15 protein-coding genes are annotated in these 14,095 nt (G+C 72.7%); 11 read left to right on the top strand and 4 right to left on the bottom strand.

Annotation, left to right across the window (positions count from 1 at the left end):
• Positions 1-30 precede the first annotated feature (30 nt).
• From AB0J72_RS21530 to AB0J72_RS21515, 4 genes are all read left to right on the top strand, one after another.
• Positions 31-558, top strand: coding sequence for a SigE family RNA polymerase sigma factor (locus AB0J72_RS21530; protein WP_363401290.1), 528 nt, complete (start codon positions 31-33; stop codon positions 556-558).
• On the top strand, positions 555-1,736 hold the full coding sequence (locus AB0J72_RS21525; protein ID WP_363401288.1) for a hypothetical protein: 1,182 nt from the start codon (positions 555-557) through the stop codon (positions 1,734-1,736). Before AB0J72_RS21530 ends, AB0J72_RS21525 begins: the two co-directional genes overlap by 4 nt.
• A complete protein-coding gene (locus tag AB0J72_RS21520) occupies positions 1,733-2,818 on the top strand; it encodes a hypothetical protein (protein WP_363401286.1) in 1,086 nt (361 codons plus the stop codon). Before AB0J72_RS21525 ends, AB0J72_RS21520 begins: the two co-directional genes overlap by 4 nt.
• 109 nt (positions 2,819-2,927) lie before the next feature.
• On the top strand, positions 2,928-3,584 hold the full coding sequence (locus tag AB0J72_RS21515; protein WP_363401284.1) for a hypothetical protein: 657 nt from the start codon (positions 2,928-2,930) through the stop codon (positions 3,582-3,584).
• A gap of 18 nt (positions 3,585-3,602) precedes the next feature.
• Here the strand turns inward: AB0J72_RS21515 and AB0J72_RS21510 are convergent, their stop codons facing one another.
• Positions 3,603-5,006: a hypothetical protein gene (locus AB0J72_RS21510; protein WP_363401282.1), complete on the bottom strand. Its 1,404-nt coding sequence runs from the start codon at positions 5,004-5,006 to the stop codon at positions 3,603-3,605.
• Positions 5,003-5,509 carry a SigE family RNA polymerase sigma factor gene (locus AB0J72_RS21505; RefSeq protein ID WP_363401281.1) on the bottom strand — a complete coding sequence of 169 codons (507 nt, stop codon included), beginning with the start codon at positions 5,507-5,509 and terminating at the stop codon, positions 5,003-5,005. Before AB0J72_RS21505 ends, AB0J72_RS21510 begins: the two co-directional genes overlap by 4 nt.
• Before the next feature lie 239 nt (positions 5,510-5,748).
• Here AB0J72_RS21505 and AB0J72_RS21500 point away from each other — a divergent pair, with 239 nt between their 5' ends.
• The 7 genes from AB0J72_RS21500 (at position 5,749) to AB0J72_RS21470 (ending at position 13,197) form a co-directional block, all read left to right on the top strand.
• Positions 5,749-7,134: a glycoside hydrolase family 43 protein gene (locus AB0J72_RS21500; protein WP_363401279.1), complete on the top strand. Its 1,386-nt coding sequence runs from the start codon at positions 5,749-5,751 to the stop codon at positions 7,132-7,134.
• Complete coding sequence (locus AB0J72_RS21495; protein WP_363401277.1) at positions 7,131-8,585, top strand: family 43 glycosylhydrolase; 1,455 nt, start codon at positions 7,131-7,133, stop codon at positions 8,583-8,585. Before AB0J72_RS21500 ends, AB0J72_RS21495 begins: the two co-directional genes overlap by 4 nt.
• On the top strand, positions 8,582-9,973 hold the full coding sequence (locus AB0J72_RS21490) for a family 43 glycosylhydrolase (protein ID WP_363401275.1): 1,392 nt from the start codon (positions 8,582-8,584) through the stop codon (positions 9,971-9,973). The genes AB0J72_RS21495 and AB0J72_RS21490 overlap by 4 nt, the downstream gene beginning before the upstream one ends.
• A 7-nt stretch (positions 9,974-9,980) precedes the next feature.
• Positions 9,981-11,396: a glycoside hydrolase family 43 protein gene (locus tag AB0J72_RS21485; protein WP_363401273.1), complete on the top strand. Its 1,416-nt coding sequence runs from the start codon at positions 9,981-9,983 to the stop codon at positions 11,394-11,396.
• Positions 11,397-11,454: 58 nt separating this feature from the next.
• Positions 11,455-11,901, top strand: coding sequence for an NUDIX domain-containing protein (locus AB0J72_RS21480; RefSeq protein ID WP_363401271.1), 447 nt, complete (start codon positions 11,455-11,457; stop codon positions 11,899-11,901).
• Between the two features lie 7 nt (positions 11,902-11,908).
• On the top strand, positions 11,909-12,589 hold the full coding sequence (locus AB0J72_RS21475; protein ID WP_363401269.1) for a 2-phosphosulfolactate phosphatase: 681 nt from the start codon (positions 11,909-11,911) through the stop codon (positions 12,587-12,589).
• A gap of 62 nt (positions 12,590-12,651) precedes the next feature.
• Positions 12,652-13,197 carry a barstar family protein gene (locus tag AB0J72_RS21470; protein WP_363401266.1) on the top strand — a complete coding sequence of 182 codons (546 nt, stop codon included), beginning with the start codon at positions 12,652-12,654 and terminating at the stop codon, positions 13,195-13,197.
• Here the strand turns inward: AB0J72_RS21470 and AB0J72_RS21465 are convergent.
• Together AB0J72_RS21465 and AB0J72_RS21460 are read right to left on the bottom strand one after the other, a co-directional pair.
• Positions 13,175-13,414: a hypothetical protein gene (locus tag AB0J72_RS21465; protein WP_363401264.1), complete on the bottom strand. Its 240-nt coding sequence runs from the start codon at positions 13,412-13,414 to the stop codon at positions 13,175-13,177. The two genes, AB0J72_RS21470 and AB0J72_RS21465, sit on opposite strands and share 23 nt — an antisense overlap.
• A 56-nt stretch (positions 13,415-13,470) precedes the next feature.
• On the bottom strand, positions 13,471-14,082 hold the full coding sequence (locus AB0J72_RS21460) for a helix-turn-helix domain-containing protein (RefSeq protein ID WP_363401262.1): 612 nt from the start codon (positions 14,080-14,082) through the stop codon (positions 13,471-13,473).
• Positions 14,083-14,095 lie beyond the last annotated feature (13 nt).

The raw sequence follows: 14,095 nt of genomic DNA, 5'->3' as shown, positions 1-14,095 counted from the left end.
AACAGCGGCCACCGGAGGGGGACGACGCGGGTGCGGGTCGACGAGGAGCACGAGTACGTCGAGTACGTACGGGCGCAGTTGCCTCGCCTGCACCGGGTCGCGTGGCTGGTCCTGGGCGACCGGGACCGCGCCGAGGACGCGGTGCAGAACGCGCTGACGACGCTCTACCGGCGCTGGGCGCGGCGCGGCGAGGTGGACAACCTCGACGCGTACGTGCACTCGATGGTGGTCCGGGCGTGCCTGAGCGACCAGCGCCGGCCGTGGACGCGGGTGTTCCTGCGGGACACGCCGCCCGATCACGCCGTCGAGGCGGCGATCGGGCAGGTCGACGAGCGGCTGCTGGTGCAGGACGCGCTGCGCCGGCTGCCGGAGCGGCAACGGATCGTGGTGGTGCTGCGGTTCCTGTGCGACCTGCCCGTCGCCGACGTCGCCCGGGTGCTGGGCCGCTCGGAGGGCACGGTCAAGGCGCAGACGTCGACGGCGCTGCGGGCGCTGCGCGAGCTGTTCGCGGCGACGCCGGTGACCGGCGCCGACCTGTCGATGAGGAGGCCCGCGTGACCCCCGAAGAGGTGCTGCGGTCCCACGCGGAGCGGGAGGCCCCGCCGGTGCGCCTGCTCGCCGACGACGTGCTCGCCAGCGCCCGCCGGAGCGTGCGGCGCGGGCGGATCAGGGCAGCGGCCGCGGCCGGGGTCGTCGCCGCCCTGGTGGTCGCCGGGGTGGTGGTCGGGTCGACGCTGCGCCGCCCCGACGGCGGGCCGCCCGCGGTGACCCCGACGCAGCCGGTCGCCCCGAGCCGGTCGGCGGTGCCGCTCACCTGCACGGCCACCGCGGTGCCGACCCCGGCGGGTCTCGCCGCCGGGCAGTGGGCGGTCTACACGGTCGACCCGACCGGGCGGTACATGGTCGGCGGCTACGCGTCCGCGTCCTCGGTGACCGGCCTGCTCGTCTGGACGGACGGCGTGCCGAGCCGGCCGGCGGCGGCGACCGGGTTCGCGCCGAACGCGGTCAACCGGGACGGCACCGTCGCCGGCGCCACCCGCACGGCCGGCGGCGAACGCCGGGCGGCCCTGTTCCGCGACGGCGCGGTGGTGCAGTTGCCGCTGCCGCCGGGCGCGACCGGCAGCGAGGCGGTCGCCGTCAACGCCCGCGGCGACGCCGCCGGATACGCGGTGGTCGGCGGCGGCAGCGTCGGGCTGCTCTGGCCGGCCGGCGGCGGGTTCGTCGAGCCACCCGCCGGCGAGGGCCGCAGGGCGCAGGTCGCCGGCATCAACGACGACGGCGTGGCCGCCGGCGCGTCGGTCGCGGACGGCGCGTCGGTCGCCTACCGGTGGGGCGGGGACGGCACGCCGCTGGCGAAGGGCGCCACCGGGGCGGTCACGGCGGTCGGCGGCGAGTGGGCGGTCGGGACGGCGCCGCTGACCCGCCCGCGCGACCCGGACGAGCTCGGCCCCTGGCACGCCCGGTGGAACCTGCGCACCGGCGCCGTCGAGCCGCTCGGGCTCTTCACCCCTCTCGCCGTGAGCGCCGCCGGGACCGTGCTCGGCATTTCCACGGAGCGCGCGTCTGGCCTGGCCCTGTGGCGCGACGGCGCGGTCACGGCGCTGCCCCCGCTGGACCCGGACCGTCCGTGGCGCTGGCGGGCCGGCATCACCGGCGACGGCACCACGGTCGTGGCCAGCATGGTCGAGGGCGACCGCCACGACCAGTTCGACAACACCCGCTGGACCTGCCGATGACGATCCACCTGAAGGAGACGACGAGGATGCGATTCGCCGGTGCGGTGCTGGTGGTGGCGCTCGCCACCGTCTCGGGCTGCTCTGTGCCGGCCACAGGGCCGGCCACCCCGGCTGCGCCGCCTCCCGGCGGGGGTGCCTGTGCCTCGTCGCCGCTGCCGCTGCCGCCGGACGCCAACGGGCTCGACATCCGCGGCGTGGACCCGGCCGGCCGGCTCGTGGTGGCGGTCCCCAACCACAACGGGTCGGAGCTGGGGGCGATGCTGTGGACCGACGGCGGGTCGCCGCAGCCCCTGCCCGCCGGCAAGGACATCTCGGTCGCGGGCGTCAACGCCTCGGGCGTGGTCGCCGGCTCGCGGCACGTGCCCGGCGTCGCGGGCGGGCAGGCCGTCCTCATCCGCGACGGCAAGGTGGTCCCGTTGCCGATGCCGGGCGCCGCGACCGCCACGTCCGCGGCCGGCATCAACTCCCGGGGTGATGTCGCCGGTACGGCGACGCTCAAGACCGGCGGGGAGCGGGCGGTGCTGTGGCCGGCCGGCGCCGCGACCCCGGTGCTGCTGGCCGTCGAGGCCCGCGACACCAGCGCCGTCGGCATCAACGACGACGGCGTCGTGGTCGGCAACGCGGGCCAGAACCGGCACGGGTACCGCTGGACCCCGGACGGCACCGCGACGGCCCTGGCCGTGCCGGACGGCTACCTGCGGGTCGCCGCGGTCGCGGTGGGTGGTGACTGGGCGCTCGGCGTGTCCGCGGCCGAACCCGTCGAGCGGGACGGGAAGCTGGTCGACGACCCGGCCCACCCGAGCCGCGGCGTGCGGTGGAACCTCCGCTCCGGCGCCGCCGAGATCCTCGACAAGATGGTGGGCCCGATGGCGATCGGCGCGTCGGGGGTGGCCGCCGGCGCGATCGACGGCACCGGTCGCCCGGCCGTCTGGCACGACGGCGCCGCCCTCGTGCTGCCGATGCCGATGCCGGACCCCGCGCCGAGCATGATCGACTGGGTCGGCCCGGACGGCCGCACGATGATCGGCACCGTGCGTCACGACGACCTCGGCGCGCAACTGGCCGTGTGGCGCGGCTGCTGAACGCCCGGATCCGGGGCGAAATACCAGGTCGTTGGTAGGCTGTACACAGGAAGCCGGGGCACTCTGAGGTCCAGTCGAGCACCATGATCGAACTGGAAGGACACTTACCGTGCGTCGCACTGTGAAGATCAGCCTCGCCGCCGCCGGCACCGCCGCGGCGGGCGCGCTCCTTTTCGGCATCCCCGCGGTCGCCGCCACTACGGCGCCGCCGTCCCCGTCGGCCAGCAGCTCCACCGCCCCCGGCCACCATCGCGACGGCGGCGGTTCCCGCACCGCCGTGACCGGTGACGAGCTGGCGAAGGTGACGGCGGCGATGAAGGAGAAGGACGCGTCGGTGACGGTGAAGGGCGTTCGGAAGGATTCGGACGGCTCCTACGACGTGTTCGGCACCAAGGACGGCGCGAAGGTGATGTACGAGGTGAGCGCCGATCTCAAGACCTTCACCGCCAGGACCGGCAGGGGCGACCACGACGGCAAGGGCCGCGGCGGCGCCGGCACGGCCGTGACCGGTGACGAGCTGGCGAAGGTGACGGCTGCGATGAAGGAGAAGGACGCGTCGGTGACGGTGAAGGGCGTTCGGAAGGATTCGGACGGCTCTTACGACGTGTTCGGCACCAAGGACGGCGCGAAGGTGATGTACGAGGTGAGCGCCGACCTCAAGACCTTCACCGCCAGGACCGGCAAGGGCGACCACGACGGCAAGGGCGGCGAGGGCGGCGGCGGCAGGGGCCCGAAGCCCACCGCCACCGCCAGCCCGACGAGCTGAGCCACGCCGGCACCCGGGTCAGGAACCGGTGACGCGGGTGCCGGGAGTGTCGCCGGGCAGCTGGCTCGCGTCGGCCTCCGCGACGTGCAACGGGGTGGTCGCCATCACCTCGCCGCCGGTCGCGTAGGCGGTGACGACGGCCGGGCTGCCCGGCGGGACGGTCGTCTCACCCGACCCGGACGCGTCCAGCGGCACCGGCACCGGCGCGCCGCCGCCGAACGTGACGGTGACCGACGCGGCGCCGGGTGGGGCGACCACGACCACCCGGTCGGTCACGGTGTCGCGGCCCTCGGCGAGCAGCCGCCACGCGTACGGCCGCTCGAAGGCGCCGTCGGCCGGCACGAGCAGCCGCAGGTCGAAGCGGTGGAGGGTGGTGTCGCCGTGAAAGGCCCACACGACGACGCCGCCGCCGGACGGTTGCAGGGTCAGCAGGCCGGCGGCCTTGCCGTTCACCGTGCCGGTCCACAGCAGCCTGAGGGTCACGTCCCGCAGGTGCAGGCGGCTGAGGTGCAGCGCCGTGACGGCGAACGTCAGGAACACCTGGTTGTCCAGGCCCGGGCCCCGGGCGCCGCGGGCGGCGGCGTCGAGCATCTCCGGCGTCGGGTCCTCGATCTCGCCGGTGCGGCCGGACCAGCCGCCGTTCAGCGGGCCGGCGTAGTACGGCGTGCCGTCGACGGTGACCTGCGTGGCGACCTCAGGCTCGCGGCCCGGCGGCAGCGCGACCACCGCGACGCCGCCGGCGCCGGTGGACGTGGCGAGCGTCCGCCGGACGACGGTGCCCTCGGCGGTGTAGACGGCGCCGCCGTTGATCGTCACCGCCGACCCCGGCGGCCCGACGACCAGGGCGAACCCGCCGCCGGTCACCGAGCCGTCGAACAGCGTCGCGACCGGCTCGCGGGCGTCCAGGGTCGCGTCGAACGTCATGCGGTCGGGTGCGGCGCCCGCCGGGCCGCCGTACCAGGCCATCGTCCAGCCGCTGACCAGGCCGAGACGCACCGGTAGCAGGGCGAGCGCGAGCCGGTGCCCGGGGACGTCGCCGGCGAACACGATCCGGATCGCGCCGCGGTCCGCGATCTCCCACAGCCCCTCGGGCTCGGTGATGCCCGGGATCTGGCGGCGCAGCCCGTCCAGCCAGGCGGTGTCGCCGGCGAGGCTGCCCCGGGTCGGCCCGACGGTCAGCCGGGAGGGTGCGGCGGCGACGGCGACGGCCGGCATCCAGCCCGGCAGCGGGACCACGTTGGTCTGGACGCCGACCAGCACCGCCAGGACTCCCGCGACCGCGGCGGCCGTCCGGCGCCGCCGCACCCGCCGGTGCGCCGACTCCCGTGCCGCGAAGCGGGGCCACGGGTCCTCGGGCGTGGTCATCCTGGCCGCCTCGCCGGCCAGGGCGTCGTGCAGCGCTGTCGTGACGTGGTGGGTCATGCCGGGTCCTCCTGCAGGCTGGTGGGGACGACGTGGTCGCGGAGGCGGGCGAGCCCGCGGGACGCCTGGCTCTTCACCGAGCCGGTCGAACAGCCGAGCACCGCGGCGACGTCGGCCTCGCTCAGGTCCTCGAAGTACCGCAGCACGAGGATCGCCCGGGTCCGCGGCGGCAGCCGGCGCAGCGCCGCGAGGAGCTGCTGCCGGTCGTCGACCCGGCCGTACTGGTCGTCCGCGGGTGTGTCGTCGGCCGGTAGCAGCGGCACCTCGGCGAAGCGTTTCCGCCGGCGCCACGAGATGGCGGTGTTGACCATCGCCCGCCGCACGTACACCTCGGGGGCGTCGGAGCGCAGGATTCGGCTCCATCGCCGGTGTGCCTTCTCCAGCACCGACTGCACGAGATCCTCGGCGGCGCCGCGGTCGCCGGTCAGCAGGAACGCGGTGCGGGTCAGCGGCCCCCACTGCGCCGTGACGAACGCCCGGAAGCCGTCATCGTGCTCGCTCATGCAGGGTATGACGCCTCCCGTGGCCCGGAGGGTTGAGCGCGGTCGCTCTTGACACCGGAAGTGTTATCGCTAACATTCTCGGAAAGTCACGCATCGACGGGCGTCCGCCACTCGGCCGTCGGTGGCACCCCTTCGTCGTCATGCGCAGATCGGTCGCCCGCGCCGCCAGGCGTGCGGGCGGCTGTCTGCGGCGCTCCATGTGAGCGCTAACAAGCACCCCTGCAGAGAGGTCTGCCATCGTGCACCTTCGTCGTCGTACCTTCGTCCAGCTCACCGGGTTGTCGGCCGCGGCCGCCGCGGTCGGGGTCGCCGCCACGCCCCGGGCGGCGCTCGCGGCGAACAGCGCCTACGTGTTCGTGTACTTCACCGAGACGCCGAACCAGAGCGGCGCCAACTACGGGCTGCACGTCGCGGTGAGCACCGACGGGCTCAACTGGGCGCCGCTGAACCAGAACAACCCGGTCGTCACCCCGACCGCCGGGACGCTCGGCCTGCGCGACCCGTTCATCCTGCGCAAGCAGGACGGCACGTTCGTCATCCTGGCCACCGACCTCAACGGCACCGACTTCGGGCAGAACAACCAGTACCTGCACGTGTGGGACTCGACGGACCTGACCAGCTTCACCGGCTACCGGCGGATCAAGATGCACGGCCTGGCGACCCACACGTGGGCGCCGACCGCCTTCTGGGACGCCTCGCGCGGCCAGTACGGCATCGTCTACTCCGCCAACAACGGCAGCGACGTGTTCATGGTCAACTACACGTCGGACTTCCGGACCGTCAGCGCCAACCAGGTGTACTTCAGCCCCGGCTTCTCCGTGCTCGACGGCGACATCGTCGTGGACGGCTCGACGTTCTACCTGTACTACAAGAACCTCGCCAACGGGCTCACCTACGGCGCCCGCTCCTCCACCGGCGCACCCGGCAGCTACACCACGTACACCGCCGGGCTGAAGCAGGGCAACGCGATGGAGGCGCCGATGCTGGTGAAGGCCAACAGCGGCTCCGGCTGGTGGCTGTGGGGCGACTCGTTCAGCCCCGTCAACAACGACTACTACGCCTGGTCGACCAGCAACGTCGGCGGCGGCGCGTGGACGGTGCTCAACCAGCGCGACTACACCCCGCCCCTGAACGCCAAGCACGGCTCGATCGCGGGCATCACCAGCGCCGAGTACAACGCGGCCGTCACCCGCTGGGGGCTGCCGGGCTGGGTGCGGCTCAAGTCGTCGAACTTCCCCGACCGGTACGTGCGGCACGCCAACAACGTCGCCCGCATCGACCCGTACCCGTTCGACCCGTACCAGGACCAGCTGTGGAAACTGGTGCCCGGGCTCGCCGACAGCGCGGGCGTGTCCTTCCAGTCGGTGAACTACCCGACCCGCTACCTGCGCCACTACAACTACGAGCTGCGCCTGGACGCCAACGACAACACGGCCGCGTTCCGCGCCGACGCCACCTTCCACCGGACCGCCGGGCTGGCCGACTCGACGTGGTCGTCGTTCCGCTCGTACAACTTCCCCGACCGCTACCTGCGGCACGCCAACTACGTGCTGCGCATCGACCCGCTGAGCGCGTCGTCGAGCGCGACCGACCGGCAGGACGCGACCTTCAAGGTCACCTCGTGAGACGGGTCCTGCTGGTCGTCGCGGCCGTCCTCCTGGCGGCGTTTGCCGCTCCTGTACGAGCCGAGGCCGGCCCGGCGTTCACGAACCCGTTGAACAGCTCGGGTCCCGACCCGTACATGACCTGGTACAACGGCAACTACTACCTGATGACCACGCCGTGGAGCGGCCCGCTGACGATGCGCAAGGCGCCCACGATCGCCCAGCTGAAGACGACCACCCCGACCGCCGTGTTCAGCGCGCACGCCGCCGGCCGGGACCGCAACGTCTGGGCGCCGGAGTTCCACCTGCTCAACGGCCCCAACGGGCAGCGCTGGTACATCTACTACTCGGCCGGCAACGGCGACATCGAGGGCCAGCGGGTGCACGTGCTGGAGAGCGCCGGCCTGGACCCGATGGGCCCGTACACGTACAAGGGCATGGTCTTCGGGTCGAACAACTGGTGGGGCATCGACGGCAGCGTCATGACCATCGACAACCAGCTCTACTTCATGTGGTCCGGGGTGCCGACCGTGCTGTGGCGCGACAGCGACCCGCACATCTACCTCGTCGCGATGAGCAACCCGTGGACGGTCACCGGCGCCCGCACCGCCATCTCCGAGCCGATCCTGGACTGGGAGCGGCAGGGCACCCCGATGAACGAGGGACCGGTCGCGATCCAGCACAACGGCCGCACGTTCATCACGTACTCCGCGAGCGCCTGCCAGGGGCCGGACTACAAGATCGGGCAGCTGACGTACACCGGCGGTGCCGTGCTGGCGGCGTCGTCGTGGGTGAAGAAGTCCACGCCGATCTTCCAGCGCAACGACGCCGCCGGCGTCTACGGCCCGGCGCACCACGGGTTCTTCAAGTCCCCGGACGGCACCGAGGACTGGATCGTCTACCACGCGAACGCCTCCGCCTCCGACGGCTGCGGATCCACCCGTACCACCCGGATCCAGCGCATCAGCTGGAACGCCGACGGCACCCCGAATCTCGGCGTCCCGGTCGCCACCGGGACCGTGCTCGCGCCGCCGTCCGGTGAGCCCGCCGGGCCCGCCGTGACGACGTGGCGGCTGCAGTCGTACAACTTCCCGGACCGCTACGTGCGGCACGCCGACTACGACGTCCGCATCGACCCCAACGTGAGCCCCGCCGCGGACTCGCAGTGGAAGGTCGTGCCGGGGCTGACCGGCGGCACCGGGTACGTCTCGCTGGAGTCGACGAACTTCCCCGGCTACTTCCTGCGCCACTCGAACTACGACTTCTCGCTGGTCCGCAACGACGGCAGCGCCGCGTTCGCCGCCGACGCGACCTTCCGGCAGGTGGCCGGCCTCGCCGACGCCGCCGGGGTGTCGTTCCAGTCCTACAGCCACCCCGACCGGTACATCCGCCACTACAACTACCTGCTGCGCCTCGACCCCGTCAGCACGGCCACCGCCCGCGCCGACGCGACGTTCCGGCTCGTCGCATGAGGCGCGCCGTCCTCCCGGTGCTCCCGGTGCTCGCGGTCCTGGCCGCGGTACTGCCGGGCACACCCGCTCTCGCCGCGCCGACCGTACCTACGGGCGCGCGCTCACTGGAATCCGTCAACTACCCCGGCCGGTACGTGCGGCATCTCGGCGGCCTCGGCCAGCTCGACCCCGTGTCGGCGGCCGGCGACGCCCAGACGAAGGCGGACGCGACGTTCACCGTCGTCAACGGGCTCGCGTCCCCGGCGTGCTACTCGCTGCAGACGAAGAGCGGGCTGTTCCTGCGGCACCGCGACTTCCGGCTGCGGGTCGACGCGAACACCGGCGACCCCACGTTCCGCGCCGACGCGACCTTCTGCCCCGCCGACGGCTCCGTGGCCGGGTCGGTCGCGTTCACCTCCTACAACTATCCGTCCCGCCGCATCCGGCACCGGGACTTCGCGCTGTGGCTCGACCCGTTCCAGGACACCGCCGCGTTCAAGGCCGACAGCTCGTTCCGCGTCACGGCGCCGTGGACCCCCAAGACGAGCAAGGGCCCGGTGATCCCCGGCCTGTTCGCCGACCCGCACCTCACCGTCTTCAACGGCCGCTACTACCTGTACCCGACCACCGACGGGTACGCCGGCTGGAGCAGCCCCTACTACAAGGCGTTCTCCTCCACCGACCTGATGAACTGGACCGACCACGGCGTGATCCTCGACCTCGGCCCCGACGTGGCGTGGGCCGACAACTCGGCGTGGGCGCCCGCGGTCGCCACCCGCAACGGCCGCTACTACCTGTACTTCAGCGGCGGCGCGGCCACCGGGGCGAAGCAGCTCGGCGTCGCGGTCGCCGACACCCCGACCGGCCCGTTCCGCGACGCCCTCGGCCGGCCTCTGGTCCGCGGCGACCAGTTCAGCGGCGGGCAGGCGATCGACCCGATGGTGTTCACCGACACCGACGGCCAGTCCTACCTGTACTGGGGTCAGGGCGTCGCCCGCGCCGTGCGGCTCAACGCCGACATGACGTCGTTCGACCCCGCACAGGTACGGGTCGTCACCCCGGCCGGCTACAACGAGGGGTCGTTCGTGTTCAAGCGCAACGGCACCTACTACTTCATGTGGTCGGAGAACGACACCCGCAGCGAGGACTACCGGGTGGCGTACGCGACCGGGCCGTCACCGCTCGGCCCGTGGACGAACCGCGGCGTGGTGCTGCAGAAGCGCCTCGACGCCGGCATCAAGGGCACCGGCCACCACTCCGTCGTGCAGGCGCCCGGCACCGACACCTGGTACATCGCCTACCACCGCTTCGCCGTGCCCGCCGGCAACGGCACCAACCGCGAGACCACCATCGACCCGATGACGTTCAACGCCGACGGCACCATCCGCCCCGTCGTCGTCTCCCTGTAGGAGCATCATGCGCAAACTGCTCGTCGCGATCCTGCTCGCCGCGTTCGCGGTCGCGTTCCCCAAACCCGCCGCCGCCGCGGACCCCTTCACCGGCTACCTCATGGCCCACTTCACCGGCGAGTCGTCGACCGCCCAGCAGATCTACCTCGCCCACAGCAAGGACGGCCTGCGCTGGACCGACCTCAACAACGGCGGTCTCGTGCTCAGCTCCAACGTCGGCACCCGCGGGGTGCGGGACCCCGCACTGGTCAGGTCGCCGGCGGGGGACCGGTACTGGATCATCGCCACCGACCTGTGCATCGGCTGCGGCCAGGACTGGCCGACGTCCATCAACAACGGCAGCCGCAACCTCGTCGTCTGGGAGTCCACCGACCTGGTCAACTGGTCCGCGCCGTGGCTGCTCAACGTCGCCGGCGCCATCCCCGACGGCCGCAACGCCTGGGCGCCCGAGGCGATCTGGAACCCGGCCACCAACGACTACGTCCTCTACTGGGCCACGAACGTGCCCCTGAACGGCGCGACCAAGCACCGCATCTACTACGCCCGCACCTCGAACTTCCGCACGATCACCACGCCGCAGCCGTACATCACCCGCCCCGGCGCACAGGAGATCATCGACACCCAGATCGTCGAGGTCCCCGCCGGCGTCGGCAACTACCGTTACGTCCGCACGTCCGGCGACGGCCAGATCACCATCGAGGGCAGCAACTCGATCCTCGGCACGTGGACCACGCTGGGCAACCTCTCCGGCATCGGCCTCACCGGCTCCCAGGTCGAGGGCCCCATGTGGGTCAAGTTCAACACCGGCAACTCCTGGGCGCTCTACCTCGACCAGTACGCCTCGGGCCGCGGCTACATGCCGGTCCTGACCGGCAACCCGTCCAGCCCCGCCGCCTACCAGCTGCCCGCGTCCGGCTCCTACAACATGGGCGGCACCAAGAAACGCCACGGCGCCATCCTCAACCTCACCGCCGCCGAGGAGAGCCGCGTCCTGTCCCGCTGGCCCAGCACCACGACGATCAACCGGCTCCAGTCGTACAACTTCCAGGACCGCTACGTGCGGCACGCCAACTTCGACGTCCGCATCGACGCGTCGGTCTCGCCCGCCCAGGACGCCCAGTTCCGCCTCGTCCCCGGCCTGACCGGCACCGGCACCGTCTCCATCCAGTCCGTCAACTTCCCCAGCTACTACCTGCGCCACTCGAACTACGACTTCGTCCTCGCCGCCAACGACGGCACCGCCACCTTCGCCGCCGACGCCACCTTCCGCCAGGTCGCCGGCCTCGCCGACGCGTCGTGGACGTCCTTCCAGTCGTACAACTTCCCCGACCGGTACATCCGCCACAGCAACTACCTGCTGCGCATCGACCCCATCACCACCGCCACCGCCCGCGCCGACGCCACCTTCCGCATCACCACCTGAGACCGGCGGCCGGCGCCCACCGCCAACGGGCGCCGGCCGCCGCCAGTAGGGTTGCCCAGTGCCCGCCGAACGCTTCCGCATCGCCGCCGCCGTGTACGGGATCCTGCGCGCCGACGGTCGGCTGCTGCTCCTGCGGCGGGCGGGGACGACCTTCCGGCACGGGCAGCTGAGCCTGCCGGCCGGCCACCTCGACGGCGGCGAGGACGCGCTCACCGGGCTCGTGCGGGAGCTGCGGGAGGAGCTCGGCATCGAGGCCGACCCCGGCGGCTGCCGGCTGGCGCTGCTCCTGCACACCGCCCCCGAGGACGCCGACGACCAGGAGTACTTCCACATGTTCTTCACCGTCGACCGGTGGACCGGCGACCCCGTCATCAACGAACCCGGCAAGTGCAGCGAGCTGCGCTGGGCCGACCCCACCGACCTCCCGCCCGACGTCGTCGACTACGTCGCCGAGGCCCTGGCCGCCATCACCCGCGGCGAGACCCTCGCCCTGCGCGGCTGGTGACAGGCCCGTGACGGTAGTGGGCATCGACGCCGACGTTCCCGCCGGCCGGGTGGTGGTCGTGATCGACGTGATCCGGGCGTTCACCACGGCGGCGGTGGCGTTCGAGCGCGGAGCGGCGGAGATCGTGTGCGTGGGGTCGGCCGCGGAGGGCAGGGCGCTGCGCGACCGGCACCCCGACCGGCTGCTCATCGGCGAGGTCGGCGGGCTCAAGCCGGACGACTTCGACCTCGGCAACTCACCGCTCGACATGGCAGGAGCGGCCGTCGGCGGCCGCAGCCTGATCCAGGCGACCTCCAACGGCACCCGCGGCCTCGTCCGCCACCCGCACGCGGTGGCGCTGCTCGCGGCCTCCGCCGTGAACGCCGCCGCCACCGTGCGCTGGATCGCCGAGCACCACGCGGGCGTGCCGTGGACGATCGTGTGCACGGGGCGGAGCGCCGAGGACTGGGCCTGCGGACGGCACTTGGATCTTTTGCTGGGCGGGTCCGCACCTGACAGGGCTGAACTGGTCGCCGGCATCAGGGAGGGCGCCGCCCAGCAAGCGCTCCGGTCGGCGGGCCGCCCCGCGGAAGAACGCGTCGACCTGACTCGCGACCTGCCGCTGTGCTGCGACGTCGACCGGTCGGCGTTCGCCATGGTCGGCGAGCTCCGCGACAACCGCGTCACCCTCGCCGCCGTGCCCTGCTGAACATCCCGCGCCCGAAAGGGCGTCAGGGACCTCCGGCCCGGCGTCGCCCTTACACTGCGCGGATGGTGACCCCCACGCTGACCGAGCGCCTGCCACCCTGGGTCGTCGTCACCACGGCCGACGATCCGTGGGTGAGCGACGAGATCGCCACACTGCGGCGGCTGGGCGGAGGTGTGGTCCGCCTCGACGGGCGGGCGCTGCAGGATCCGAGGTCGCTGTTCGTGGAGTTCGCTCGAGTACTGGGTTTCCCCGGCTACTTCGGCCACAACTGGCACGCACTCGTCGACTGCATCGCGGACTGGCATGGTCACGGCATGCCGAGCAGGGACGTCGCGGTCCTCATCGACGCCGCCGACGAGCTCGCCGACGCCGACTTCCTCCGCTCGTTCATGTGGGCGTTGTGCGAGGGGGCGTGGAACGCCAATCTCCAGCTCGACGCCGACGGCGTCCCGCACGGGGACTACCGGCCACCGTTCACGCTGCACTTCGTGCTGCTGCTTGACCAGACCGCGCCGGCGGCGTTCGCCGAGCCGGTGGCGAAGGACCCGTACGTCACCGTGGCCGCGGCCGGCGAACGCCTGACCGTCACGCTCGCGGATCCGCTCTAGGGCCCATCGACCTGCCGTCGGGCCGGACATGAAGCCGCCACGCGTCGAAGACCTGCCCGTTGGCGGACAGCGCGGCCAGCAGCGGCCCGTAGAACTCGCTGAGCTGCTGGTTGACCCGGGCCAGGCGTTCCTGGCGCCGCGCCAGATACATGTTGGTCAGATACGTGCCGACGATGCCGACGAAGGCGAGCACGATCGCGAGCGTCGCGGCTGACATGCCGGCCAGCATATAGAGCGGCCGACATGCCCGGCCGGCATCGAGAGGCGCGGAACTCAGTCGGAGAGGGCGGCGGCGAGGAGGGCCTGGGCGGTCCGGCGTACGGTCTCGGCGGCCTCGGCGTGGGTCTGGCCGGCGATGTCGAGCAGCCAGATGAGGGTTTCGATGCCGGTCGCGGACCTGATGGCGACGGCGAGCGCGCGGAGGTCGACGTCGGGGTGCGTGTCGCGCAGCGGGGCGAGGGCGTCCTCGATCCAGCCGATCGCCCGACCCTGTCGCAGCGCCGGGCGGCCGCCGCTGCCCCCGCTGCCGCCGGCGCCTGTCGCGTCGAGTGAGAGTCGCAGCGAGGTGCGCAGCTGCGGCTCCCAGTCCATGTTGTACCGGCTGAACGCGGCCATGAACGCGTCGAGCCGCGCCCGGGGCTCCCGCGGTGCGTCGGGGCCGAGCAGCGTGTCCGGCGAGATCTGCGGGTGGGCCGCCATGAGCAGCGAGCGCTGGTTGGGGAAGTAGCGGTACGCGGTCGTCCGCGACACCCCGGCCCGCTCGGCGGCGTCCTCGACCTGCGGGGTCGAGCCCTGCGCGAGCAGCTCGCGGGTCGCGTCGACGAGAGCCTGCCGGGTCCGTGACTTCTGCTGCGTTCTGCCCGTCGCCTCATATGGTACCGCCATGTCCATCATGGTA

The sequence above is a fragment of the Dactylosporangium sp. NPDC049742 genome (genome assembly GCF_040674675.1).
GTDB classification, from domain to species: Bacteria; Actinomycetota; Actinomycetes; order Mycobacteriales; family Micromonosporaceae; genus Dactylosporangium; species Dactylosporangium maewongense.
This window is presented reverse-complemented; position numbering and strand designations above follow the sequence as displayed.